24 protein-coding genes and 1 tRNA gene are annotated in these 23,319 nt (G+C 59.5%); 12 read left to right on the plus strand and 13 right to left on the minus strand.

Annotated elements, in window-relative coordinates; genetic code table 11:
* Positions 1 to 76: 76 nt before the first annotated feature.
* Positions 77 to 481, minus strand: coding sequence for a DNA-directed RNA polymerase subunit omega (rpoZ, locus tag E2F50_RS09785; protein WP_133315939.1), 405 nt, complete (start codon positions 479 to 481; stop codon positions 77 to 79).
* Between the two features lie 284 nt (positions 482 to 765).
* On the opposite strand from rpoZ, the gene E2F50_RS09790 reads away from it, so the two are divergent.
* Together E2F50_RS09790 and E2F50_RS09795 are read left to right on the plus strand one after the other, a co-directional pair.
* Positions 766 to 1,341: a LabA-like NYN domain-containing protein gene (locus E2F50_RS09790; protein WP_133315940.1), complete on the plus strand. Its 576-nt coding sequence runs from the start codon at positions 766 to 768 to the stop codon at positions 1,339 to 1,341.
* 74 nt (positions 1,342 to 1,415) lie between these two features.
* On the plus strand, positions 1,416 to 2,498 hold the full coding sequence (locus E2F50_RS09795; RefSeq protein WP_133315941.1) for a bifunctional transcriptional activator/DNA repair enzyme AdaA: 1,083 nt from the start codon (positions 1,416 to 1,418) through the stop codon (positions 2,496 to 2,498).
* A gap of 62 nt (positions 2,499 to 2,560) precedes the next feature.
* Here E2F50_RS09795 and E2F50_RS09800 read toward each other — a convergent pair whose 3' ends face one another.
* From E2F50_RS09800 to dapA, 5 genes are all read right to left on the minus strand, one after another.
* Entirely contained in the window at positions 2,561 to 2,743 is a 183-nt protein-coding gene (locus E2F50_RS09800; protein ID WP_133315942.1) for a hypothetical protein, read from the minus strand.
* A 120-nt stretch (positions 2,744 to 2,863) separates the two neighbouring features.
* The gene (locus E2F50_RS09805; protein ID WP_133315943.1) at positions 2,864 to 3,829 is read right to left on the minus strand and encodes a lysylphosphatidylglycerol synthase transmembrane domain-containing protein; all 966 of its coding nucleotides are present in this window, start codon (positions 3,827 to 3,829) and stop codon (positions 2,864 to 2,866) included.
* A 77-nt stretch (positions 3,830 to 3,906) separates the two neighbouring features.
* Positions 3,907 to 4,200 (minus strand): WYL domain-containing protein, encoded by a 294-nt coding sequence (locus E2F50_RS09810; protein ID WP_133315944.1) that lies wholly within the window; start codon positions 4,198 to 4,200, stop codon positions 3,907 to 3,909.
* A 128-nt stretch (positions 4,201 to 4,328) separates the two neighbouring features.
* On the minus strand, positions 4,329 to 4,805 hold the full coding sequence (gene smpB / locus E2F50_RS09815) for an SsrA-binding protein SmpB (protein ID WP_133315945.1): 477 nt from the start codon (positions 4,803 to 4,805) through the stop codon (positions 4,329 to 4,331).
* Positions 4,806 to 4,967: 162 nt separating this feature from the next.
* Positions 4,968 to 5,852, minus strand: coding sequence for a 4-hydroxy-tetrahydrodipicolinate synthase (gene dapA, locus E2F50_RS09820; RefSeq protein WP_133315946.1), 885 nt, complete (start codon positions 5,850 to 5,852; stop codon positions 4,968 to 4,970).
* Positions 5,853 to 6,068: 216 nt separating this feature from the next.
* Here dapA and E2F50_RS09825 point away from each other — a divergent pair, with 216 nt between their 5' ends.
* Both E2F50_RS09825 and E2F50_RS09830 read left to right on the plus strand, forming a co-directional pair.
* Positions 6,069 to 8,150, plus strand: coding sequence for a lytic transglycosylase domain-containing protein (locus E2F50_RS09825; RefSeq protein WP_133315947.1), 2,082 nt, complete (start codon positions 6,069 to 6,071; stop codon positions 8,148 to 8,150).
* A gap of 268 nt (positions 8,151 to 8,418) precedes the next feature.
* The gene (locus tag E2F50_RS09830; protein ID WP_133315948.1) at positions 8,419 to 8,751 is read left to right on the plus strand and encodes a hypothetical protein; all 333 of its coding nucleotides are present in this window, start codon (positions 8,419 to 8,421) and stop codon (positions 8,749 to 8,751) included.
* A gap of 139 nt (positions 8,752 to 8,890) precedes the next feature.
* Here the strand turns inward: E2F50_RS09830 and E2F50_RS09835 are convergent, their stop codons facing one another.
* From E2F50_RS09835 to E2F50_RS09855, 5 genes are all read right to left on the minus strand, one after another.
* Positions 8,891 to 9,943 (minus strand): porin, encoded by a 1,053-nt coding sequence (locus tag E2F50_RS09835; protein ID WP_133315949.1) that lies wholly within the window; start codon positions 9,941 to 9,943, stop codon positions 8,891 to 8,893.
* A gap of 353 nt (positions 9,944 to 10,296) precedes the next feature.
* Positions 10,297 to 11,409, minus strand: coding sequence for a porin (locus E2F50_RS09840; protein WP_133315950.1), 1,113 nt, complete (start codon positions 11,407 to 11,409; stop codon positions 10,297 to 10,299).
* A gap of 407 nt (positions 11,410 to 11,816) precedes the next feature.
* Positions 11,817 to 11,906: transfer RNA gene (locus tag E2F50_RS09845), tRNA-Ser, on the minus strand.
* Positions 11,907 to 12,023: 117 nt separating this feature from the next.
* On the minus strand, positions 12,024 to 12,824 hold the full coding sequence (locus E2F50_RS09850; RefSeq protein ID WP_133315951.1) for an aldolase/citrate lyase family protein: 801 nt from the start codon (positions 12,822 to 12,824) through the stop codon (positions 12,024 to 12,026).
* A gap of 11 nt (positions 12,825 to 12,835) precedes the next feature.
* Entirely contained in the window at positions 12,836 to 14,053 is a 1,218-nt protein-coding gene (locus E2F50_RS09855; protein WP_133315952.1) for an NAD(P)/FAD-dependent oxidoreductase, read from the minus strand.
* A gap of 224 nt (positions 14,054 to 14,277) precedes the next feature.
* Here E2F50_RS09855 and E2F50_RS09860 point away from each other — a divergent pair, with 224 nt between their 5' ends.
* On the plus strand, positions 14,278 to 14,634 hold the full coding sequence (locus E2F50_RS09860) for a hypothetical protein (protein ID WP_133315953.1): 357 nt from the start codon (positions 14,278 to 14,280) through the stop codon (positions 14,632 to 14,634).
* Between the two features lie 158 nt (positions 14,635 to 14,792).
* Positions 14,793 to 15,905, plus strand: coding sequence for a pyridoxal phosphate-dependent aminotransferase (locus tag E2F50_RS09865; protein ID WP_133316397.1), 1,113 nt, complete (start codon positions 14,793 to 14,795; stop codon positions 15,903 to 15,905).
* Between the two features lie 158 nt (positions 15,906 to 16,063).
* Here E2F50_RS09865 and E2F50_RS09870 read toward each other — a convergent pair whose 3' ends face one another.
* Positions 16,064 to 16,330 carry an SEL1-like repeat protein gene (locus tag E2F50_RS09870; RefSeq protein ID WP_133315954.1) on the minus strand — a complete coding sequence of 89 codons (267 nt, stop codon included), beginning with the start codon at positions 16,328 to 16,330 and terminating at the stop codon, positions 16,064 to 16,066.
* A gap of 494 nt (positions 16,331 to 16,824) precedes the next feature.
* Between E2F50_RS09870 and E2F50_RS09875 the strand changes: the two genes are divergently transcribed.
* The 4 genes from E2F50_RS09875 to vapC all read left to right on the plus strand — a co-directional run bounded on the left by E2F50_RS09875 (position 16,825) and on the right by vapC (position 19,740).
* Positions 16,825 to 17,169, plus strand: a complete 345-nt coding sequence (locus E2F50_RS09875) for a DUF2147 domain-containing protein (protein WP_133315955.1) — start codon at positions 16,825 to 16,827, stop codon at positions 17,167 to 17,169.
* Between the two features lie 382 nt (positions 17,170 to 17,551).
* Positions 17,552 to 19,051 carry an AMP nucleosidase gene (amn, locus tag E2F50_RS09880; RefSeq protein ID WP_133315956.1) on the plus strand — a complete coding sequence of 500 codons (1,500 nt, stop codon included), beginning with the start codon at positions 17,552 to 17,554 and terminating at the stop codon, positions 19,049 to 19,051.
* A 60-nt stretch (positions 19,052 to 19,111) separates the two neighbouring features.
* Positions 19,112 to 19,354 carry a type II toxin-antitoxin system VapB family antitoxin gene (locus E2F50_RS09885; protein WP_133315957.1) on the plus strand — a complete coding sequence of 81 codons (243 nt, stop codon included), beginning with the start codon at positions 19,112 to 19,114 and terminating at the stop codon, positions 19,352 to 19,354.
* On the plus strand, positions 19,351 to 19,740 hold the full coding sequence (gene vapC, locus E2F50_RS09890; RefSeq protein ID WP_133315958.1) for a type II toxin-antitoxin system VapC family toxin: 390 nt from the start codon (positions 19,351 to 19,353) through the stop codon (positions 19,738 to 19,740). The genes E2F50_RS09885 and vapC overlap by 4 nt, the downstream gene beginning before the upstream one ends.
* 1 nt (position 19,741) lies before the next feature.
* Here the strand turns inward: vapC and E2F50_RS09895 are convergent, their stop codons facing one another.
* Positions 19,742 to 20,704, minus strand: coding sequence for a lysylphosphatidylglycerol synthase transmembrane domain-containing protein (locus tag E2F50_RS09895; protein WP_133315959.1), 963 nt, complete (start codon positions 20,702 to 20,704; stop codon positions 19,742 to 19,744).
* Between the two features lie 96 nt (positions 20,705 to 20,800).
* Here E2F50_RS09895 and E2F50_RS09900 point away from each other — a divergent pair, with 96 nt between their 5' ends.
* Entirely contained in the window at positions 20,801 to 21,820 is a 1,020-nt protein-coding gene (locus E2F50_RS09900) for a glycosyltransferase family 2 protein (RefSeq protein ID WP_133315960.1), read from the plus strand.
* A complete protein-coding gene (locus tag E2F50_RS09905; protein WP_161974073.1) occupies positions 21,804 to 23,312 on the plus strand; it encodes an ArnT family glycosyltransferase in 1,509 nt (502 codons plus the stop codon). The genes E2F50_RS09900 and E2F50_RS09905 overlap by 17 nt, the downstream gene beginning before the upstream one ends.
* Positions 23,313 to 23,319 lie beyond the last annotated feature (7 nt).

Below are 23,319 nucleotides of genomic sequence, written 5' to 3' on the forward strand. Positions count from 1 at the left end.
TGGCGCCGCCATCATAATGCAGACAATCAGATTAGGGCGAGAGAATGAACGATATATTTCCGAAGCGATATATCGCTTAGTAGTCGTCGCTCTTTTCCGGCGGCACGAGACCTTCGATACCGGCCAGCAGTTCCTCTTCCGACATCTGATCGAAGGTGACGGTTTCCGGCTGGTCATCGTCTTCCTGGTCGGCGGCGACCGAAACACCGCCGGCGGCGATCAGCGAAGCCGGATCGGGCTCGGGCTCGTCGACTTCTACATGCTTCTGCAGCGAATGGATCAGGTCTTCCTTCAGGTCGTCCGGCGACAGGGTCTCGTCGGCAATTTCGCGCAGGGCAACGACCGGGTTCTTGTCATTGTCGCGGTCGATCGTGATCGAAGCGCCCTGAGAAATCTGGCGTGCGCGGTGGCTCGCGAGCAGGACCAGCTCAAAACGGTTGTCGACTTTGTCGATGCAATCTTCTACTGTGACACGGGCCATTGCCTGTCCTTTACGGTCGTGATTTCCGGAATTGCTACGCCCGATACAGCCAATGCAGGGGAAATTCAAGTTTTTCCTGCCGGCAGGCATCCAGCAGCCCCATGAACTTCGTCAGAGGAGTGACGAATTCAACGAAGGGTTGCTTGGATTATCGCGAATCCTGCCATAAATGACGGATATATGAATAGTTCGTAATGTAGTGGATTATTCTGCGGCCTGCAGTGCAACTTTTCGTTTCACGGCGGTTCCTGCTTTGCAGGTTTTAAAAAAGGGATGGAGGAAGAATGTTTGACCCAAGAGAGAAGATTGCTCTCTTTATTGACGGCGCCAATCTTTATGCCGCGTCGAAAAGCCTTGGCTTCGATATAGACTACAGAAAACTGCTGAAGTCTTTCCAGAAGCGCGGTTATCTTCTCAGGGCCTATTATTATACCGCGCTCATCGAAGATCAGGAATATTCCTCCATTCGGCCGCTGATCGACTGGCTCGACTATAACGGGTACAAGGTGGTCACCAAGCCGGCCAAGGAGTTCACCGACTCGCTCGGGCGCCGCAAGATCAAGGGCAATATGGATATCGAACTGGCCATCGATGCGATGGAACAGTCCGAGACCGTCGACCATCTGGTGATTTTCTCCGGCGACGGGGATTTCACCACGCTGGTGGAAGCGCTGCAGCGCAAGGGACGCAAGGTTTCCGTAGTGTCCACCATGGCGACGCAGCCGCCGATGATCGCCGACGACCTTCGCCGGCAGGCCGATCATTTCATCGACCTCATCACCCTGAAGGCGGAAGTCGGTCGTGACCCTTCAGAGCGTCCGGCCCGACCGCAGGAGCCGGTGGAGACCGCCGAAGCCTAGTCTTGTTTCCCACGGAGAAAATAGGCGCCCGTTTTTCGGCGGCGCCTGTTTTCGTTTCGGGCTAGGAAGGTGACATGCTTTTCGAACGCCCCTCGGACGACATCCTGTACGACGCGCTGCTGGCGCGCGACGCCGCTTATGAAGGCTTTGCCTGGGTGGCCGTGAAGACCACCGGCATTTTCTGCCGCCTCACCTGCCCGGCGCGCAAGCCGAAGCGCGAAAACACCATTTTCTACGAGACGATTGCGGGATGCCTGGAGGCCGGATTTCGCCCCTGCTACCGCTGCCGGCCGATGCTGAAATTCGGCGAAACCGATCCGGTGGTGACCAAACTCCTGGCGGCGCTGGAGGACGAACCGCTTCGACGATGGAACGAGGATGACGTCGTCTCGCTCGGGTTGGATCCATCCACGGCGAGGCGCGCCTTCAAGCGGCAGTTCGGCATGAGCTTCCTCGAAATCGCCAGGCTGAGGCGGATGGGCAAGGCGGCAGAAACGCTGCAGCAGGGCGCCAGCGTTATCGATGCGCAACTGGATGCGGGCTTCGAATCCGACAGCGGGTTTCGATCCGCCATCGCAAGACTGTTCGGAACGGCGCCCGCCGGCATGCGCGACAAGACCCTGCTGAAGGCCGACTGGCTCGAAACGCCGATCGGCCCGATGCTTGCCGTCGCCGACCAGCATTGCCTTCACCTCCTTGAATTTGCCGAACGCAGGGCATTGCCGGCCGAAATCCGCAAATTGCAGACCTGCACCGGCAGCGGCATCGTCATGGGCCGGCATGCGCCGATCGACCAGATCGAGATGGAGCTCAAGACTTATTTTGCCGGTGAGGATCTTGGCTTTTCGACACGGCTTGCCGGTCATGGATCGCCGTTCCAACGGCGCGTCTGGGAGGCGCTGCGCGCAATTCCGGTCGGCACGGTGCGCACCTATGGCTCGGTCGCCGCGGAGCTCGCTCTTCCTTCCTCCACGCGCGCCATTGCCGGCGCAAACGGCGCCAATCAGATCGCCATCGTCATTCCCTGCCACCGGGTCATGGGAGCGGACGGCAGCCTTACCGGCTACGGCGGCGGACTATGGCGCAAGCGCTGGCTGCTGGAACACGAGAGGCGAATGGCGGGAAATGTCATGGGCGACTTAGTCAGGCAGCGATAGGAGGCACATTCTCCAGCCCTTCGTCTTCAGTTGCCCTTCGACGGTCTGCCGATTTCAGATGTTCAAGCCAGATCATTAGCGACGTCGTTAGCCATGGCTGACGGCTCTTGGATCGCCCGCTGCAGCATGATCCTTGCCCACTTCATCCTCTGGTCATATTGCTTCTCGTCGCAATCCTCCTCGCCCAGGATTGCGAGCGCTGCTTGAAGACGCTCGGACGCTTCAGCTTTCGTCAATTTGGTCATGTTCCGCTCCATAGGATGGGCAGCAGAATAACCCTATCCGAGAGCGGATGTTACGGTGCCGCTTTGCAATATGAGACTTTTGCCCGGTATCCCCGCTATCCTTGGCTGGCTCCACGCAGCTCAGGCGGAGGCAGTCTCTCGCATCTCCAGGCCCGATTGGCCGGCCTTGCGAGCCTTGCGGGTGCGGAACACCGCCTCGACGATCAGCGACAGCGGCAGGCCGATAAAGAAGGGAATGAAGAAGTAGATGACCCGAAAGGCGACGAGCGAGCCAATCGAAGCCTGATCTCCCATCACATGGCGCACTGTCGCCTCCAGCACACCGAGACCACCCGGTGCATGGGTGATGAGGATGGCGAGATTGGCCAGAACGAAAGCCGTCGCGGCCTTGAGATAGCTCACATCGGCACTCGCCGCCATCACCTCGCGCAGGCAGGCGGAAACGAGAGCAAAATTGATCGTTCCGATCACCACCTGGGCAATGGCGATCTTCAATGTGGGCATCTGGAAAGTCCATTTGCGGATCTTGACCGGCGTGCGGGCGAAGGCTGCCAGCGCCAGATAACCCGCCGTGGCGGCCAGACAGCCGATGCCGATGCCGACCACGACGCCTTCGCTCAGGCGCAGCACGGAGGCGGCATCCTTGGGGTTGAGCACCATGATGATGCCGGTCAGCATGGCCATGCCGATGCCGACCGTGACGCCGGACAGCAGCACGATCTTCGCGACATCCTCCGTATTCATGCCCCAATGGGCATAGTAACGGTAGCGGAGTGCGCCGCTGCTCAAGCCGGACAGGCCAACACTCTGGCCGATGGACAGGGCAATGAAGGAAGCCAGCCCGATCTTCGGGTAGGAAAGGTCGTTCTTGACGTAGCGGACGCCTGCCCAGTCAAAGCCGGTGAGGCACAGATAGGAGCCGAAGGCGTAAAGAAGAGCGATCGCCAGGTGGACTGTCGGGATAGCCCGGACGGATTCGACGATCTCGGACAAGCTATGCTCGCGAAAAGTCTGGTAAAGCAGGTAGCCGGCAGCACCGAGGCCGATCACCAGCATGCCATAGGTCAGTATCGTCTTTCGCGTCATTTCCCGCCCTGTCTTCGCCCACCCTGCCTGCAAGATGGAACGCAACGAGTGGACTGCAATTTTGTTCCTGATGCTTGTCAGATCCGATTGAGGATGTGCGAAAACGCCGGATCGTTGCGATTATAGCCTGGCGCTGTACGGTGAAAGCGCTGCTCTGTCGGCGCCATGGCGTGGATATCCTCAAGATGAAACAGTCGCCACCCGGTTCCTGTGCCTTCCACCTGCCAGCCGCTCAGCGCCAGCGCATCGTCATGGCCCACATAGCCGAGAATATGCGGCCGCACGACGCGCTCCACATCCTTGTAGCGCAGCTTCAGGATTTTACGGTCGCCGATCGCATCGGCGATGATCTTCTTGGTTGCCGCCTTCATCAGGGCCTCCTGCGCTTCCTAGTCTAACGAGGAGGAATGGCCGGAGTTTCTTGAGCCCGATGCAGAGCTGCGACAGCAGACAACCGAAGCCATTGGCTAAGGCAGCCGCCAAAGCAGGATTTTTCGCTTTAGTGCGCCTTCAGGAGCCGCGACTTCTGGCGGTTCCAGTCGCGTTCCTTCTCGGTCTCGCGCTTGTCGTGCAGCTTCTTGCCCTTGGCGAGGGCCAGTTCGAGCTTAGCGCGGCCCTTTTCGTTGAAATAGATCTTCAGCGGCACGAGCGTCATGCCCTCGCGGTTGATGCCGGTCCGCAACTTGTTGATCTCGCGCTTCGAGAGCAGCAGCTTGCGACGGCGGCGCGGCTCGTGATTGAAGCGGTTAGCCTGCAGATATTCAGGCAGATGCGAATTGATCAGCCAAATCTCGGCGCCTTCATCGGAAGCGTAGGATTCGGCAATATTTGCCTTGCCTTCGCGAAGGGATTTGACCTCCGTGCCGGTCAGCACCAGGCCGGCCTCGTAAGTGTCGATGATCTCGTAGTTGAAGCGGGCCTTGCGGTTTTCCGCGACAATCTTGTTTATCGTACGCTGGCTGCCTCTGGGTGCCATAACTTCAATCCGTTCCGCCCTGCCGTTTCGAGACCTGTGGTCCCGAAACCATGATCATGAAAAACAAATTCCCGCCCGTCGCCCGAGGGCGGGATGCGATGAGCGGGAACTGTGTATGTAATGCGACGCAGGCCGAAAGTGAAGGAGGCAGGCTCGCCGCCCTCAGTTCAAGAGGCCGGCATGAACCAGGGCCGCATCGATCGCAGCTTCGGTGGCAGGCTCGAGGCTCGACATCAGCGGCGAGCGAACGGTGCGGTTCATGCCGCGCAGCCGGTTCAGGCCATATTTCGCACCGCAAAGACCGGGCTCCATGAAGATCGCCTTATGAAGCGGCATCAGGCGATCCTGATATTCCAGCGCCTTGGCATAATCGCCGGCAAGCGTCGCTGCCTGGAAATCGGCGCAAAGGCGCGGTGCCACATTGGCGGTGACCGAAATGCAGCCGGTGCCGCCATGGGCGTTGAAGCCAAGTGCGGTCGCATCCTCGCCGGAAAGCTGGACGAAATCCGTGCCGCAGGTGATGCGCTGCTCCGAAACCCGCTCGATCTTGCCGGTCGCGTCCTTGACGCCGGCGATATTGTCATGCGCCCTGGCCAGCGCGCCCATGGTCTCCGGCGACATGTCGATGACCGAGCGACCGGGGATATTGTAGATGATGATGGGAAGTTCCACCGCCTCGGCGATTGATGAGAAATGGGCGAACAGACCTTTCTGCGTCGGCTTGTTGTAATAGGGGGTCACCACCAGGATGGCGTCGGCACCAGCCGTCTGCGCATGCTGTGCCAGTTCGATCGCTTCGCGAGTATTGTTGGAGCCGGCGCCGGCAATCACCGGAACACGCTTCCTGGCCACTTCGACGCAGAGCTCGACGACGCGCTTGTGCTCGTCATGCGACAGCGTCGGCGATTCCCCCGTCGTGCCGACCGGAACGAGGCCATTGCTGCCCTCGTCGATCTGCCATTCCACATGGCTGGCAAAGGCCTCTTCATCCACCGCGCCGCCGTTCGTGAAAGGGGTAACAAGAGCGGGGATCGATCCCTTGAACATTCATAACTCCCTGGGCCGCAGTCCACGCTTCGGCCGCAATCCGCAACTATAAGGTCGGGCACCATAAAGCGGCGGCACAGCGGCGACAAGCGCAAGCGCGCAGGATTCCATGCGGAATTCCATATAAGGAAGCATGCATTTTCATAAACGTGGTAAGGTTTCGTTAAACCGATCGGCAGCTAATAGGGGATCAGTGTCTTTGTCGCGAGTTGCCGGATGAACAAGCCTGTTCTGATCCTTGCTGCCTTGGGGCTGGGTGCCGCGAGTAGCCTCAGCTTTGCCGCTCCGCCGACCGACAGCATCGCGCCCCTGCCCTTCGTGCGGCCGGATGCGCCGACACCCATCCCCACGCCGATGCCAACCGCCATGCCGGTACCCGATATTACCGGTGCCATTCCGCGGATGAACCGCGTTGCCCCGACAACCGCTTTGAAGGCCGGCCTTGACGCGCTTTCCAACAATAATGCAGCAGCGGCACTGACGGCACGCGACAGCCTGCCGGAAGGTTCGCTCGACAACCATATCCTCACCTGGGCGATCGCCAGTTCCGGTCTGGCTGGTGTGCCGTCCGGCGACATTGCTGCAGCTCAAACAAGGCTTAAAGGGTGGCCAGGCCTTAGCGGGTTGCGGGCTCAGTCGGAACGGGCGCTGTACCGCGAAAATCCTCCGGCTTTAGACGTGCTGGCGGCGTTCGGATCGACAAAGCCGGAAACCACAGAAGGGACGATCATCCTGGCGCGCGCTTTGGTTGCCAGCGGCAAGATAGCCGATGCCTCCCGCACCCTGCGCGGCATCTGGGTTTCCGAAGCGCTGGACAAGAACATTGAAGACAGGATCCTGCGCGAGTTTTCGGCGCTATTCAGCCCGGCCGACCACCGGGCGCGTATGGACTGCCTGATGTATCGTGGCCGCACGGCCCAGGCGAAGCGTTTTGCCGACATGGGCGAGGCTCATTCTCTTTACATGGCGTGGAGCGCCGTCACCGCGAATGCCAAGAATGCCGAGGCGCTTCTTTCGGCAGTCGATGGATCGCTGGCGAGCGATCCCGGCTTGGCCTTTGCCAGGATCGAACATCTGCGACGGCAGGAGAAGTACCGTGAGGCCGCGCAACTGCTGGAACGGGTGACTCGCGACCCGGCCAAGCTGATCAGCACCGGCGAATGGTGGAACGAGCGGCGCATCGTGGCGCGCGGTTTGGCGGACCAGGGCGATTTCAAGCTCGCCTATCGCACGGTCGCCAATCATGTGGCGACGTCCGGCCCCGACAAGGCCGACGCAGAATTCCACGCCGGCTGGTATGCCCTGCGCGCATTGAAAGACCCGGCAAGCGCCGAAACCCATTTCCGCAAGATCCTGGACGCCTCCAGCCGACCGCTTTCCGCTTCCCGTGCCTGGTACTGGCTCGGCCGTGCCGCCGAAGACGGCGCACCAGGCAATGCCCATGATTTCTACAAGAAGGCCGCCCAATATCCTGGCACCTTCTACGGTCAGCTGGCTGCAACGCGCATGGACATCCGCACCCTGGACGTGACCTATCCCTCTCCCAGTGCTGTCGATCGCCAAAAATTCGAGGCGCGCGAAGTGGTGCAGGCGATTGCGAGGCTGGATGCCGCCGGCCATGACAGGCGAGCCTCCGCACTCTACCGGGCGCTGGCCGAGGAAATGAACAGTCCCGGCGAACTCGCGCTGCTTGCGAGCCGTGCCGAGGTTCAGGGCGACCACGCGCTGGCGCTGCAAATCGGCAAGACGGCCTTCGGTCGCGGCGTGAACGTAGCGGCCCTGGCATTCCCCGTTGGTGTCATTCCGACCGACGCTAATATTGCCGGATCCGGCAAGGCCCTGGCTTATGCGATTGCACGACAGGAAAGCGCCTTTAACCCGGCGGCAATTTCACCCGCCAATGCCCGCGGTCTGCTGCAAATCCTGCCGACCACGGCGCAGGGAGTGGCAAAGCGGCACGGCATCAGCTTCCAGACCGAAAAGCTCACCACAGATGCCGCTTATAATGCGACGCTCGGCGCCCATTATCTCGGGGAGCAGATCGACACCTTCGGCGGCTCCTATATCCTCACCTTCATCGCCTATAATGCCGGACCGCGGCGGGTGAATGATTGGATCGAGCGTTATGGCGATCCTCGCGGCAAGTCCATCGACGAGGTGGTCGACTGGATCGAGCGGATACCGTTTCCGGAAACGCGAAACTACGTTCAGCGGGTGATGGAAAACTATCAGGTCTATAAAACACGGCTCGGGCAGAAAGCCGATATTGAATCTGATCTTCGCTTCGGGCGCCTGTAAACTTCCGGTTCGATTAATTTATGCAGTATAGGGCGATCACAGCTGTGTGAAGTGGGGCACTTGTTTGGCCGTTTTTGCGTCGCAGGCTCAGAAGCCGCGTCACTTTATAGCCTCGATATTCCCTTGAAATCAATATATTAGCTAATTCTCTACCAAAGACGCCTGTACCACCCTTTTCCTTGGGTAGGTCCTGCGGAACATCACCCGCCACCACGAGTTCTGCTTGTGTCACCGAGACAAGAAAAGTCGTTAACCCTGGAGGATGATCATGAACAAGCTTATAACCGCAGCAGCATTTTCGCTCGCACTCGCCTCGTCCGCACTTGCCCAAAACTCATCCGGCTCTTCCGGGCAGGGTGGCTCAGATAATTCCAGCACTAATACGCAGATGCCGCCGGCAGCTTCTCAGCCGATGGACAACAGTTCCTCTATGGCAACCGACCCGACTACGACTCAAAGCACGACGTCCGGCGCCAATGATGGCACGTCCGGTACTTCCGCTTCCGGGACTTCCGCCGATTGCCCGGCTGGCACGCCCGGTGCCGGCACTGCAGGCAAGACTGCCTCTTCGTCGGAAAAGATCAACCCCGACTGCCCGTAAGCGGAGATGTGAAGGAAACGGAAATGCACTGGCCCACCAGGGCCGCGCATTTGGTTTAACAGCAAGTCCCGCTATTTATGCTCCAAACGAAAAAGCCCGGACCAAGTCCGGGCTTTTCCAATTACCAACGTTCGGTCGATTAGAACGAGCGCTGCAGACGGACGAAGCCGCTGAAGGTCTCTTCTTCGTCATCCCGGTCGTCGTACTGCAGGCTTACCTTCGACGTCAGACCGTCAGTGATCTTGTAGTCGAGGGTCACGCCAGCGCGCCATGCATCACGGTCGCCAACGAAGTCACCGTCCGTATCGTAATCGATCGTATCGAAGTACTGGAAGCCAGGGGTGATCGTGAACTTGTCGCCGAGCTTTGCAGCGTACTGAACGGCAACAGTCCACTCGGCACGGTCGTAGTACGCGTTTGCGCCGGTGGAGTAGATGCCGGCGCCGCTCAGCGTGCCAGGACCAACGTCAGCAGACAGGATCGCACGGATCGAGCCGTCGTTGACGTGGAAGTCGTAACCGCCGAGCAATGCAGCAGATACCGGGCCGAAAGCGCCAGAGATCTGAGCTTCGATACCAACGCCATCGTTGTCGCTATAACGGTCGTTGACGCCGCCAAGATCCTGAACTTCAGAGTAGCGACCGGTCAGCTCGTCGATAAATACGCCAGCGCTGATAGTGTCGCCAGTGTAGTTGTAACCGATCGAGTTGATGCGGTTGGAACCGATGTCGTCGGTTTCACCCGAGAGATCAACGTCCCAGTAGTTGTACATGTAACCAACCTTGAAGCCGCCGAGCGTGATGTACGCTTCGTCAATCTCAAGCTCGTTGCGCTCACCTTCGCCGTCACCGACATAGTCGCCTTCTGCCCAAGAGCGGATTGCGATGTACGAGCCGAGGGCGCCGTATTCCGTATCGCTCTTGGTTTCGAAGTTCAGCAGAGCGCGCGTACGTGCGTTCCAGTTGTCACCGTCGTCAACGTCGTCGAACTGTACTTCGAAACGGACGTAACCGCCGATCTTGAGGCAGGTTTCAGTGCCGGGGATGTAGAAATAGCCGGTACCGAATGCGTCGCAAACGCGCACATATTCCATCGGCTCCGGCTCAGCGGCTACGATGGCGTCGGCGGCGTGAGCGCCGGACACTGCTGCGAGGGCCGCAGCGGAGCCAAGGAGAAGGCTCTTCAGGTTCATGTTTGACCTCCAAGTCAAGTTTTGCACCAGGCTAAGCGATGACATCAAATCGACAGCGCCAACCCAAACTTCTGTGCGGATTACGATTCTAACCTCGTCACAAGTGCAATTTACCGGAAGCTCAGATGACAACAATCTTTAACTGCTCAAACTCAAACAATCGCCCAGCCATTTGGGGGTACCTGTTGCCGACTTGCACTAGTTTGGGGCTTCAGGCGCCGTTTTTCAGGTGAAAGTAAACGAAGGGTAAACGGGAAAAGCACTGTCATCGTCCATCTCAACCGGCGCATCCGTGCCGAAACAAGAAAAGCCCGGCAAACATGCCGGGCTTCTGTCTTGAACGAAAGCGCTGATTAGAAGGTGCGCTGCAGACGGACGAAGCCGCTGAACACTTCCTCGTCGTCGCTGATGTCGCCGTCGTCGTCCATGTCGGTGTACTGGAGGCTGACCTTGGAGGTCAGACCTTCGACGATCTTGTAGTCGAGGGTGACGCCAGCGCGCCATGCATTGCGGTCACCGCCGAAGTCGCCGGAGAGATCGGCGTCGAGGCTATCCCAATACTGGAAGGCCGGGGTGATCGTGAACTTGTCGCCGAGCTTGACAGCGTATTCGGCAGCAACAGTCCACTCCGCCAGGTCGTAGTAGGCATTGGCGCCGGTCGAATAGATACCAGCAACGCTGAGCGTACCGGTGCCGATCTTGCCGGACACGATGCCGCGGATTGAACCGTCTTCAGCTGCAAAGTCGTAACCACCGAGCAAGGAGGCCGAAATGGGGCCAAATGCGCCGGAAACCATTGCTTCGATGCCAACACCGTCATTGCCGTAGCCGTCGGTGGTTCCGAGAGCAGCGCCGAAGTCATTTTCGGTGTAGTGACCGGTCAACTCATCGACGAAGATGCCTGCCTTGATCGTCTCACTCGTATATTCATAACCAATCTGGTTGATACGGTTAGAACCCAGATCATCGGTCTCGCCAGAAAGGCCGATATCCCAGTAGTTGTAAGCGTAACCGACCTTAAAGCCGCCAAGCGTGATGTAAGCTTCGTCGATTTCAAGTTCGTTCAGCTCACCTTCGCCGTCGCCAACGTAGTCGCCTTCTGCCCAGGAGCGGAGCGCGATATAGGAGCTGAGGGCGCCGTATTCGGTGTCGCTCTTAGCAGATACATTGATGAGTGCGCGCGTACGAGCATTCCAGTTGTCGTCGTCGATGTCGATGACTGCACCACCAGCACCAGCCACGACATCATCAACGTCGTCGAAATCAACCTGGAAACGGACGTAACCGCCAATCTTGAGGCAGGTTTCGGTGCCAGGAATATAGAAGTAACCCTTGCCAAATGCGTCGCAAACGCGAACGTATTCCATTGGCTCAGGCTCAGCAGCAACGATAGCGTCAGCTGCCTGGGCGCCAGATACTGCAGCAAGAGCTGCAGCGGAGCCGAGAAGTAGGCTCTTGATGTTCATTGTTGACCTCCAGTCAAAGTTTAAAAAGGGTCTGGGTTCTTTTCGCTGAAGGACAGCTTTCCCTGCCCCATCCCCGTCCATGCTGGAAGAAGGACGATCCACCGCCTCGCTTCCGAGGGTGAAAATACAAAACGGCCAAGCGCTTGCAATCTGGAAGTGAGAAGAACGTGGCCCGCCGTGCCAGCTTCCGCAAATGATGTGACCGAAAGGACACAAAGTCTGCTTGGAAGGCCCTATTTTATTTAGGTTTTGTTAAGAAAACGCTCAATAAGCCAGAGACTTAATGCCTCGCGCTGGCGCAGCAATACTGCACGGAAACATCGGCGCGATTCGGACCGACACAGAAGACTACATGAAGTTACAGATGAACTTTTGTAGTTATAGCTGAATAGGGGAAATATCGGGAATGGCGGAGAAGATGGGATTCGAACCCACGATACCCTCTCGGGTATACTCCCTTAGCAGGGGAGCGCCTTCGACCACTCGGCCACCTCTCCGGTGCGGCCTGATTATTGCGAAACGTTATGGATGGCAAGGCCTTTTGGCGGAATATCAAAATTCCTGCGGGAAAGGATTGCTTCCACCTCGGCCAAGCCAGCGGCGCCTGCCTCGGGTCAGTAGCCGGAAGGAAGGGTGGGAGCGCCTATTCCGCGCCCATAGCGGCCGGCAAGGGCCCGTAATGCGGCAGCATATTCGGTAACGTCGGCGCCGACGGCGACAAAACTGGCGCCGAGATCAATATAGCGCCGATTCAGCGCCTCATTGAAGGTCAAAATGCCGGCCGGCTTGCCAGCCGCTATGATTCGCCCAATCGCGGTCTCGATCACCTGCTGCACTTCCGGCGCTTCGGTACGACCCCGGTAGCCCATGTCGGCGGACAGATCAGCCGGGCCGATAAAGACGCCATCGACACCCTCCACCGCAGCGATTCGCTCCAGATCCGCGATTGCGGCCCTGGTTTCGGCCTGGACGAGAAGGCAGATCTCGTCGTCTGCCGTTTCCGTGTAGTCGCCAATCGCGTTGAATTGCGAGGCGCGCGCGACGGCTGCACCCAATCCGCGCTTGCCGGCAGGCGGATACCGGACGGCACGCACGAGCTCCTGCGCCTGCTCGGCCGAATCAACCATGGGCACGAGAAGTGTGCGGGCGCCGACATCGAGGAGCTGCTTGATGATCCAGGTTTCGCCGACCGGAGGACGAACCACGATTTCGGAAGGCGACGCCGAGAGCGCCTGGAGCTGGGACATGATGCTGCGCAGGTCGTTGGGACCATGTTCACCGTCGATGACGAGCCAGTCGAAGCCCGCATGACCGGCAATCTCGGCCGGCAGGGCCTCGGCCATGTTCAGCCAGAGACCGATCTGCGGCAGCCCCCCCTGCAATGCGGCCTTAAATTTATTTTTCGCAGCCGGCATGGCGGTGTCCTCTAGATCAGCAATTGCTTCAGGTCAGCGGCTGGATCGGCAAGCACAGCCCGATTGGGCTCTCGCCCGGTTTCCAACAATTTTTTTCCCGTCACATAGGCCTTGGCATCATTGACCGCATCGACGGCGATCAACTGCCTGTTCCGAAAGTACCAGATCGAGACACTGCCCTCACGGGCGCCGGGACGCAGCAGCGTCTCGTCGTAGCCGAGATTGAAGCCAGCAATCTGAAGCTTAACGTCATATTGATCCGACCAGAACCAGGGCTTCGCCTCATACGGCGTATCGCTCCCGGCCATGACCAGGGCTGCGGCCTCCGCCTGGTCAACGGCATTCTGTACCGATTCCAGGCGAATCCGCATGCCCTTCCACGGCAGCATGGCGCAATCGCCCATGGCGAAGATCGAGGGATCCGAACTGCGGGCAAATTCGTCAACAATGATTCCATTGCCGACATCCAGGCCGCAATCCTGGGCAAGCTGATCATTGGCGCTCACGCCGATGCCGACGATGACGAAATCGACGTCGATCCTGCTGCCATCCGAAAGTTCGGCAACGCAGACCTTGCCGTTTTCACCGATCAGCCGGTGCAGGCCGGTCTTCTCGCGGATGACGACGCCCCGCTCATGGTGAATGGCCCGCATGACATCGGCGGTTTCCTTGGAGGCGACCCGCTGCAGGATTCGATCAGCCATTTCGATCAGCGTCACTTCGAGGCCGAGATGGCGGGCAACGGCGGCGGCCTCCAGGCCGATGTAACCGCCGCCGATGATCAACAGCCGGCGGCCAGGCCGCATTTCGCCGGCCAGCCTGTCGGCGTCGCGCTTGCTGCGCACCGTATAGACGCCATCCAGATCGCCGCCGATGCTGGCCGGCAGCGTGCGCGGCGCTGCACCGGTCGTCAGTGCCAGCGTCTGATAGTCCAGGGTCGATCCGTCCTGCATGCGAAGCCGCTTCGTCTTCCGGTCGATCTCTTCGACATAGGTCGACAGCCTGATCTCGATGTCGTTTTCCGCAAACCAGCTTTCCGGCCGGAAGGTGAGCCGGTCGAAGTCCATCTCGCCGAGCAGGTATTTCTTGGAAAGCGGCGGCCGCTGATAGGGGATGACTTCTTCGGACCCGATCATCGTGATCGGCCGCACGTCCCTCAAAGCACGGAGCTTGGCAGCAAGCGCAAATCCCGCCTGCCCTGCCCCGACAATCACCAACCTGCCAGCCACGCCCTGCTCCACATTCCGAACTCGCCTGCCGGGTGCCTGCCACGGGTAATCCCGCCCTGCCGGTCCGTCAACAGCCTGAGCCTGACAATAGATATTGCCGACCAGGACTTTGCTCGCGCAGCGACGAAAACGCGCAGATGCGCGGCATTTTATCGACCTGTTTCAGAATGCGTCAGCGGAAAGACTATAAAGTGGGATCAAGAGGAGACAGGAAGGAGGGTGACATGCCCTTGAACACCAACCCGAACACCCAGAATGCCGCTTCGTTACCAGACCGGGTCTTCGAGAAATTTTCGATCGACCGACCCGGCAAAATCATTTTCGTTGGACACCATCTCAGCACGAAGACCTCGTTCCGCTGCCTAATCCGCAAGATTTCGCTTGCCGGCGCCGAATTCGAGATCAGCCCGCATCTGCCGGTGCCCAACAATTTCTTTCTTGAGATTCTCGGCATTCGTGACGAGATCGGCTGCACGCTGATCCGCCGAGAAGAAGAGAAGGTGACGGTTGGCTTCAACATGCTGATCGATGCAGAATTCCTGCATCACGTGATTCGCCTGAACTTCGAAACGAGCCACTGACGAAAAGACGGCCGGCGCGGCTCCGGTCTCGCCGCCGGCTTCGATCCTGACGCGGGCACTGAAGATCGGCAACAAGGCGCCTCAAGTGCCGACATGTGCCCTTGCGCGCTCGGGAATCGCTCTTATTGTGTCCGCGTTCAGAAGCTCGGACCCCGATGATGACCGCATTCTCCCGCTTTACACCGCTTGCCAGCGCCCTTCCCTCCACCGTGCCATTTGTCGGTCCCGAAGCGATCGAGCGGAGCCGGGGCCTTGCCGTCAAGGCGCGCATCGGCGCCAATGAGAATGGGTTCGGGCCAGCGCCATCGGTGATGACAGCAATCACCGCAGCAGCGGCAGACACCTGGAAATATGCGGATCCGGAAAATTTCGAACTGAAGCAGGCGCTCGCAGCGCATCTCGGATGTGCCGGCGAAAATCTTGCAATCGGCGAAGGCATAGACAGCCTGCTCGGCCAGATCGTGCGGCTGGTGATCGATCCGGGCATGCCGGTCGTTACCTCGCTTGGCGCCTACCCCACCTTCAATTTCCACGTGGTCGGGCATGGCGGGCGGCTGGTGACGACACCTTACATCAACGACCGTGAAGACCTCGACGGCCTGCTCGACTGCGTGCGCCGGGAAAACGCACCGCTCGTCTATTTTGCCAATCCCGACAATCCGATGGGAAGCTGGTGCGATGCCGACAGCATTGTGGCGTTTGCCAAGGCACTACCCGAGACCTGCCTGCTGGTTCTCGACGAAGCCTATTGCGAAACAGGCCCGGCGGGAGCGACTCCCGGCCTGCAGGCCCTGATCGACCACCCGAACATCATCCGAACCCGAACATTCTCCAAAGCCTACGGACTTGCCGGCTCGCGGGTCGGCTATGCCATTTCCACGCCGGGAACGGCCCGGGCCTTTGACAAGGTGCGCAACCATTTCGGCATGAATAGGATAGGTGTTGCGGCAGCACTGGCGGCGCTGCAGGACCAGGCATATCTTTCCGAGGTCATTGCCAGGATCAGTGCCTCGCGTGACCGGATAGCTGCTATTGCGCGGGCAAATGGCCTGGAGCCGCTTCCATCGGCCACGAATTTCGTGGCGATCAACTGCGGCCGTGACGGCGCTTACGCCCGCGCCATTGTCGATGGACTGATGGAGCAAGGCGTGTTCATTCGCATGCCTGGCGTCGCACCGCTCAATCGTTGCATTCGTGTCAGCACCGGTCCCGAGCAGGATATGGCGCTTCTCGAACAAGCGCTGCCGCAGGTGCTGAAGGCGATCACCTGAAACAAGATCGGCCGCGCCGGCCTTGTTCCTGCCGGTCGCGACCTAGTCTATTGGCGTCGGCTCCACTCCCCGCCGGCGCTTTGTCCCCTCTTGATCGTCTTCTTGTTAGGGCGTCTTCTTGTCTTGTTGTTTCTCCGGACCGCCGAGGCGACCGGAACTCAATGCATCGTCATCCATTCGCGAGCGGCGCGCAGGGCTGCCGCAAGCTGCATCTTGGTCATCGTCTGGGCCAGATCGCCGCGCAGTTCGGCAGCCCGGTCAGAGCCTTTGATGGCTGCAATGTTCAGCCACTTGTGAGCGGAGACCAGATCGACGGGGCAGCCGCGCCCGGTCGCATACATGAGCCCCATATCGCAGAAGGTTTCGGCGCGAGTCTCGCCACCCATGGTGGCCATGTCAGAAGTCGTCATTTCAAAGCGTGCCATCGGTATTGATCCCTGTTTAAACTGTTTGTCGTCTGCCCTGTCTTGCTACCTTCGGATCACCGTCTTGAAGCGGCTTTTCGATCCTTCCGGCCGGCGGTGTTTCCCGCTCGTCTTATGGCTTCACTATGAGGCAAACCTGACAAAAGACGCCTAAAAAGCATGATTAATTCGCTGAAAACAAAGTACAAACACCTGGTAAACTTGGCTTTTCGTTAAACATCACGAGCCCTGAGGACCAAGGCTTTTGCTTCAATTTTTACGAAAATTTCAGATCCTCATTTCAACCCATTGATAACCATCAGTGCAGCCTTTGATTTTCGGCCGGCAGAAAAACCGAAGTGCCAAGGTCGCAAAAGACCTTCTGCCGCCTGCCCTTCCCTGTTTACCTTACGTGCGCGTAAGCTAGCCTTTACGCCTGACCGTCAAGAGGAGCGGGAAGAACAAGCCACGCTGACTTCGTCATGCGAAGGAGCGCGTCAAAGGGAGGAAAGCTGATGATAAAGATACCGAGACTGATGCTCGCAGCCGCCGTTTCACTAATTGCGGTCACAGCCCAGGCCGCCGAGGCGATCGAAGGCAACTGGAAGACTGCCAGCGGCGAAACGGCCCAGATTGCCAAATGCGGCAGCGCCTATTGCGTAACGCTGAAGACCGGCAAGCATGCAGGCAAAAAGATTGGCACCCTTTCCGGCAAGGGCGCCGAATATACCGGCGAGATTACGGATCCGGCCAATGACAAGACCTATAGCGGCTCCGGATCGGTTTCCGGCGATTCGCTGAAGATGAGGGGTTGCGTCATGAAAGTGCTTTGCAAGACCCAGAACTGGTCACGCCTGTAGCCAGTTTGGCCATCCGGCTGCCCGCCATCACCGGTGGGCAGCCGCTTCCTTGAACCTCGATGAACGGCGGATGAACTGACGTCTCAGCGGAAGTTCAGGCATGCTCCCTATTCTGAAACAGTCGAAAAGGGAGCAAGGGCAATGTCGGGCATTATCCCACGGTTCATCATCGTCACATTGGTCTTCGTCAATTTCGCTATTCTGTTTGCAGCTCTTGCCAGACAGGAAGCGCCGTCGGCTTTGCCTGCCAACGCTGCACCTTCATCCTTCTGCGCCGAGACACAAGGCAGCAGGTGCACGAAATGGCTTTGAAATCTTCCGACGAGGATAAGACGCCATTGCACGCCGTTTGATTGTCATAGAGTTCTCTCTATAATGGCGCATGAACACACGAATCTTTTCCTTATCCCCACTTTCCTCCATCAGCCCCAGTCCGAGCGCCCCGCAGGTCTTCAACGATGCGGTTGAAGCCGTCGACGCGCTAGACGCGCTTTACGAACGCAATACGCAGTTCCTGATCGGCGCCTTCGGTTCGCTTGCCAAGGGCGCCCCGGTTACGGCGCGCTACCGCGCCTGCTATCCACAGGTCAGCATCGAGACGACCTCCTTCGGGCATGCGGATTCGCGGCTGTCCTACGGACACGTGACATCCCCCGGCATCTACACGACGACGATCACCCGGCCGAAGCTCTTCCGCCATTACCTGATCGAGCAGCTCGATCTTCTGATGCGCAACCACGGCGTGCCGGTGACGGTATCCGAATCAACGACGCCGATCCCGCTGCATTTCGCGTTCAGCGAAGGCGCCCATTTAGAAGGCTCTGCGGCGGCGCTTTCCGACGTGCCGCTGCGCGACCTGTTCGATACTCCCGACCTCAACAATACGGACGACTTGATCGCAAATGGCGAATATGAACAGTCGCCCGGCGAGCCTGCGCCGCTTGCGCCTTTTACGGCGCAACGTATCGATTATTCGCTGGCCCGGCTGAGCCATTACACGGCGACCAATGCGGAGCATTTCCAGAACTTCGTTTTGTTTACCAATTACCAGTTCTATATCGACGAATTCGCCGCCTGGGCGCGGGCGATGATGGCCAATGGCGGCGAAGGCTATACGTCCTTCGTGGAGCCCGGCAATGTCATGACGCCTGCCGGAAGCGACAAGCCGGAAACGCCGCTGATCACGCGCATGCCGCAAATGCCGGCCTATCATTTGAAGAAGGAAGGCCACGCGGGAATCACGCTCATCAATATCGGCGTCGGCCCGTCCAATGCCAAAACGATTACCGACCACGTGGCGGTGCTGCGCCCGCATGCCTGGCTGATGGTCGGCCATTGCGCCGGGCTTCGCAACAGCCAGAGGCTTGGCGACTATGTGCTTGCCCATGCCTATGTCCGGGAAGATCACGTGCTCGACGACGACCTTCCCGTCTGGGTGCCCATCCCGGCGCTGGCCGAGGTGCAGCAGGCGCTGGAAAGCGCTGTCGAGGAAGTCACCGGTTATGAAGGCTTCGAGCTGAAGCGGATCATGCGCACCGGCACGGTGGCGACGATCGACAACCGCAACTGGGAACTGCGCGATCAGCGCGGGCCGGTGAAGCGGCTTTCGCAGTCACGCGCGGTGGCGCTCGACATGGAATCCGCGACGATCGCCGCCAACGGCTTCCGCTTCCGGGTACCTTATGGGACGCTTCTATGCGTTTCCGACCGGCCGTTACACGGCGAGCTGAAACTGCCCGGAATGGCAACTGCCTTCTACCGGACCCAGGTCAGCCAGCATCTGCAGATCGGCATCCGTGCAGTGCAAAAGCTGGCGGCTATGCCCACCGAAACGCTGCATTCGCGGAAACTCCGCAGCTTCTACGAGACAGCGTTTCAGTGACATTGTATAGCGCGATGCATGGGTGTATGATTGAGGTTAATCATACACCCAGAGGCGAATATGCGCACCAATATCGATATCGATAATGGCCTATTGGCTGAAGCCATGAAGTTGGGCGGCCTGCAAACGAAGAAGGCAGTCGTCGAAAAGGCCCTGCAGCATTTTGTGCGGCATCACAGACGTAAAAAAGCCTGGGAAGAATTGCGAGGCCTAGGTTGGGAAGGCGATCTTGATGAAATGCGCCGGGATATAGATCCCAACGAGCCACTGCTGCCTGATCATCATAAAGATGCTGCCGAATGATCGTTGTCGATAGTTCGGTCTGGATATCCAGACTGCATAACGTCGTGACACCGGAAACTCAAAAATTCGACGAGATCGAAGACCTCGATGACATAATCCTCGGAGACATCGTTCTGCTCGAAATCCTGCGTGGCACTCGTGATGACAAGAATGCTGAGAACGTTCGCCGCAAGCTGCAGGATTTTGCGCCGGTATCAATGCTGTCTCCCAATTTGGCGGTGGAAGCTGCGCGTAACTACCGCATTCTGCGGGAGCGCGGTAGAACACTTAGCAAGACACCTGACCTCATCATCGGCACCTATTGCATTGTAAATGGCTACAGCCTTCTACAGCGGGACAAGGACTACATGCCGATGGCCGATCATCTCGGCCTCAAGCTCGCCTGAATCAACCCCGCGCCTTCCCCCTCGCTGAAAACAGCGACAGCGCGGTTCCCATCAGCGACGACACGATCACCAGCAGGTGCGTGTTGACGGCCGCCTGGCCGAGCGCCTCGAGCATCGGCTTTGCCGTGTCGGCGCCGAAAGCGACGGCGCCGGCGGTGATGCCGGCCGGATAGGTGCCGACGCCGGCCGGCGCATGCACCGGCAGGACCGAGGATAGTTCACCGCCCAAGGCGCCGCCGAAGCTGGAGCCCAACGATAGATCCCCGAGCAGGCCGAGCACCCAGGCAAGCACCGCGATCTTGGTGAACCAGTTGACGAGCGTCACGGCCCAGGCGCGGGCAAAAGCACTGCCATTGAGCGGCAGCCCGGCTTCCACTTCGTCCAGCAGCTTGCGGGCTTTGGACGGTAATATGCTTGCCGCCATCCGCAGAACATGGCGGCGAAGCGCGAAGGCAAGTGCGGGCAGCACCAGGAAGGCGAGCCAAAGCGCCCATGCCCAGGCTTTGCCGTTCTGCAGCACCAGGCCGGTGCCGGCAGCCGCCAGGAGTGCATGCAGGTCGAACAGCCGCATGACGAAAAGTGCCGCGGTGCCGCGGGCTACCGACAAGCCGAATTCACGTTTCATCAGCAGCGGAAAGCTGACCTCGCCAGTGCGGAAGGGCAGCATGATATTGAGAAGGTTATGGACCTGCACGAGCCGCAGCAGGATGCCGAAATGTCCGGCCGTCTCCTTGGGGAAGTAGTCGTAGATCCGCCAGGTGCGCAGCACGTAGGTGACAAGCAGCAGCAGCATGGCGATGATGGCCGAGCCCCAGCCCGCCGAACTCCACAGCGAGATCACGCTTTTCCAGCCCCAGACCCACTGGATGAAGGCGGCGTAGAGCAGGATGATGGCGACGGTTGCGAGCGTCATAGCGTGGCGAATTATCCATGCGCTGCGGCTGGCACCGGGATAATTCTTCATATACTAGGGTGCCTCATCTGGGATTTTGGACAAATTCCGGGTTTCGGGGGCCATGATGGCGGCCTCATGGAGCCCGTGGTTTAGGAGAAACACAAGGTGCGTACAACAGCAGAGTCGGTGACCGGCCTCATCGAGACGGCCGAACCGATCGAACTGTCCCTCGTCGTGCCGCTCTTCAACGAAGAGGAAAGCGTGCGGCCGCTGATCGAGCGGATTTGCGCCGCCATGGCAGGATATTCATCGGCCTGGGAACTGATCTTGGTCGATGACGGCAGCACCGATGCAACCGTCATCAACGCCCGCGAAGCCTTGAACCGGCCAGGCCTCGACCTGAAGATCGTCGCGCTGCAGCGCAATTTCGGCCAGACGGCGGCCATGCAGGCCGGCATTACCCATGCGCGGGGGCGGTTGATCGCGACGCTCGACGGCGACCTGCAGAACGATCCCAAGGACATCCCGTCCATGGTGGCGGAGCTGGAGCGACGCGAACTCGATCTGCTGGTCGGCTGGCGCAAAAACCGACAGGACGGGCTGCTGCTGCGCAAGGTCCCTTCGTTTATCGCCAACCGGCTGATCGGCCGGATCACCGGCGTGCGCCTGCACGACTATGGCTGCTCGCTGAAGATCTACCGCAGCTCTATCATCAAGCAGGTCAAGCTGATGGGCGAAATGCACCGCTTCATCCCGGCCTGGGTGGCAGGCGTGGTGCCCAGCTCGCGGATCGGCGAAATGCCGGTGACCCATCATGCACGCCAGCACGGCGTCTCGAAATACGGCATTTCGCGCACGTTCCGCGTCATCCTCGACCTCCTGTCGGTGATGTTCTTCATGCGCTTCAAGGCGCGGCCAGGTCACTTCTTCGGTTCGCTCGGCCTTGGGATTGGCGCGCTGTCCGCGGTGATCCTGTTCTACCTGTTCATCGACAAGTTCATCATGGGCAATGATATCGGGACGCGGCCGCTGTTCATGATTGGCGTCATGCTGTTCCTGTCGGCCGTGCAGATGATCACGACGGGCATCCTCGCCGAGATGATTGCCCGGACCTATTACCGCGAAGACACGGCTGTCAGCTATATCGTCAGGGAAGTGTATGAGGGCGATGCGGCGCATTACTGACGCGCTGAGCCGCCGCCCGGACGTCGTTTTCTGGCTGATCGCGGCCTATTATGTCGTCGCGGTCGTTGCCCGTGTGCTTCGCTCCGAGGGGCTGCAGACCGACGAGGGCGAGCAGCTTTTCCAGTCGCAGTTCCTGCTGATGGGTTATGGCCGCCAGCCGCCTTTCTACAACTGGCTGCAGTATGGCGCGATCCATGTCCTCGGTCCGTCGATCTTCGCGCTGTCGCTCGTCAAGAACCTGCTGCTCTTGCTGTGCTGCCTGTTCTACGGGCTGGCGGCCCGACTTGTTCTCAAGGATACCGCCCTGCCGTTTGCCGCCATGCTAGGCGTTGTGGCCCTGCCAGCGATATCCGTGCTGGCGCAACGCGATCTCAGCCATGCGGTCGCGACCATGTTCGCAGTGTCGCTGTTCTTCTACGCCTATCTGCTGACACTGACGCGACCGAGCCTTTGGAGCTATCTGCTGACTGGCATGGCCGTCGGGATCGGGGTGATCTCGAAATATAATTTCGTCATCGTGCCGCTGGCGGCCCTGCTCGCCATCCTGCCAGAAACCGAGCTGCGGAAGCGGCTGTTCGACTGGCGGCTGATCCCGGCCCTCGTCCTTGCCGCCGCCATATGCGTGCCGCATATGCTCTGGGTGCTGCAGAATGTTTCGACTGCCACGTCCGGCACGATCGACGCCATGCGCGCGGACGCCACCGGCAATCCCATGCTCGACCGCCTGACCGGGCTTTTCATGCTGCTCGTTGCGGCGCTCGAAAGCGCGCTGCCGATCCTGGCTTTCTTCCTCATCGCCTTCCGTCGTGACCTCATTCAGGCCTGGAAGACCGAAACGCTTTGGACCCGCGTCATCGGACGCGCCCTGCTTATGAGCCTCGTGCTGGTCGGGCTGATCGGCATCGGTTTCGGGGCGACGACGATCAGCCAGAAATGGCTGTCGCCCTTCCTTCTGCTGCTGCCGCTTTACCTCTGCCTCAAGCTCGATGCTGCCGGTGCCGAAACAGCGCGCCCCACAGCTCGGCTGGCATGGCCGGTGTCGCTGCTGGCCTTCGGCTTCGTGCTCTACCTTGCGCTGGGCAATCTGGTCGGACCGCTGATCGGCCGCCAACCCAAGGAGAACCTGCCGAGCGTGCCATTTATCCGCCAAGTGCTGGCGGAACGCGGCCTCGGCGCTGAACCCGCCTATATCATTGCCGCAGACCCGGCGCTGGCGGCCGCAGCGCGGCTCGCAGCACCGGAGGCTCGCATCGTGCTGCCATCCTTCACCCAGGCTCCGCCGCTCGAGGCATCCACCGCCAAGGCGCAAGGCCTGGTGATATGGAAGGCGGAACCCGACAAGGCGGAGCTACCGGAATCAGTGCGAACATTCCTCGCTGCCCTAGGCCTTCCATCCGTGGGATTGCTGCCGGCGGTGCTGACTGTCCCCTATCTCTTCTCCGGCGGCAGGGACAAAGCGTCCTTCGGCTATGCCTGGATCGGCGCAAGCTGACATGCCC

It is taken from the genome of Rhizobium deserti (assembly GCF_004358025.1).
Taxonomy (GTDB): Bacteria; Pseudomonadota; Alphaproteobacteria; order Rhizobiales; family Rhizobiaceae; genus Neorhizobium; species Neorhizobium deserti.

Bases quoted from the DNA above. Each gene is read 5' to 3' on its own strand.
- E2F50_RS09810 (WP_133315944.1), bottom strand. From the start codon at position 4,200: ATGAAGGCGGCAACCAAGAAGATCATCGCCGATGCGATCGGCGACCGT.
- E2F50_RS09830 (WP_133315948.1), top strand. From the start codon at position 8,419: ATGAACAAGCTTATAACCGCAGCAGCATTTTCGCTCGCACTCGCCTCG.
- E2F50_RS09905 (WP_161974073.1), top strand. From the start codon at position 21,804: ATGCGGCGCATTACTGACGCGCTGAGCCGCCGCCCGGACGTCGTTTTC.
- E2F50_RS09795 (WP_133315941.1), top strand. From the start codon at position 1,416: ATGCTTTTCGAACGCCCCTCGGACGACATCCTGTACGACGCGCTGCTG.
- amn (WP_133315956.1), top strand. From the start codon at position 17,552: ATGAACACACGAATCTTTTCCTTATCCCCACTTTCCTCCATCAGCCCC.
- E2F50_RS09850 (WP_133315951.1), bottom strand. From the start codon at position 12,824: ATGCCGGCTGCGAAAAATAAATTTAAGGCCGCATTGCAGGGGGGGCTG.
- E2F50_RS09860 (WP_133315953.1), top strand. From the start codon at position 14,278: ATGCCCTTGAACACCAACCCGAACACCCAGAATGCCGCTTCGTTACCA.
- E2F50_RS09885 (WP_133315957.1), top strand. From the start codon at position 19,112: ATGCGCACCAATATCGATATCGATAATGGCCTATTGGCTGAAGCCATG.
- E2F50_RS09895 (WP_133315959.1), bottom strand. From the start codon at position 20,704: ATGAAGAATTATCCCGGTGCCAGCCGCAGCGCATGGATAATTCGCCAC.
- E2F50_RS09790 (WP_133315940.1), top strand. From the start codon at position 766: ATGTTTGACCCAAGAGAGAAGATTGCTCTCTTTATTGACGGCGCCAAT.
- rpoZ (WP_133315939.1), bottom strand. From the start codon at position 481: ATGGCCCGTGTCACAGTAGAAGATTGCATCGACAAAGTCGACAACCGT.
- E2F50_RS09825 (WP_133315947.1), top strand. From the start codon at position 6,069: ATGAACAAGCCTGTTCTGATCCTTGCTGCCTTGGGGCTGGGTGCCGCG.
- E2F50_RS09875 (WP_133315955.1), top strand. From the start codon at position 16,825: ATGATAAAGATACCGAGACTGATGCTCGCAGCCGCCGTTTCACTAATT.
- dapA (WP_133315946.1), bottom strand. From the start codon at position 5,852: ATGTTCAAGGGATCGATCCCCGCTCTTGTTACCCCTTTCACGAACGGC.
- smpB (WP_133315945.1), bottom strand. From the start codon at position 4,805: ATGGCACCCAGAGGCAGCCAGCGTACGATAAACAAGATTGTCGCGGAA.
- E2F50_RS09865 (WP_133316397.1), top strand. From the start codon at position 14,793: ATGACCGCATTCTCCCGCTTTACACCGCTTGCCAGCGCCCTTCCCTCC.
- E2F50_RS09870 (WP_133315954.1), bottom strand. From the start codon at position 16,330: ATGGCACGCTTTGAAATGACGACTTCTGACATGGCCACCATGGGTGGC.
- E2F50_RS09800 (WP_133315942.1), bottom strand. From the start codon at position 2,743: ATGACCAAATTGACGAAAGCTGAAGCGTCCGAGCGTCTTCAAGCAGCG.
- E2F50_RS09840 (WP_133315950.1), bottom strand. From the start codon at position 11,409: ATGAACATCAAGAGCCTACTTCTCGGCTCCGCTGCAGCTCTTGCTGCA.
- E2F50_RS09835 (WP_133315949.1), bottom strand. From the start codon at position 9,943: ATGAACCTGAAGAGCCTTCTCCTTGGCTCCGCTGCGGCCCTCGCAGCA.
- E2F50_RS09805 (WP_133315943.1), bottom strand. From the start codon at position 3,829: ATGACGCGAAAGACGATACTGACCTATGGCATGCTGGTGATCGGCCTC.
- vapC (WP_133315958.1), top strand. From the start codon at position 19,351: ATGATCGTTGTCGATAGTTCGGTCTGGATATCCAGACTGCATAACGTC.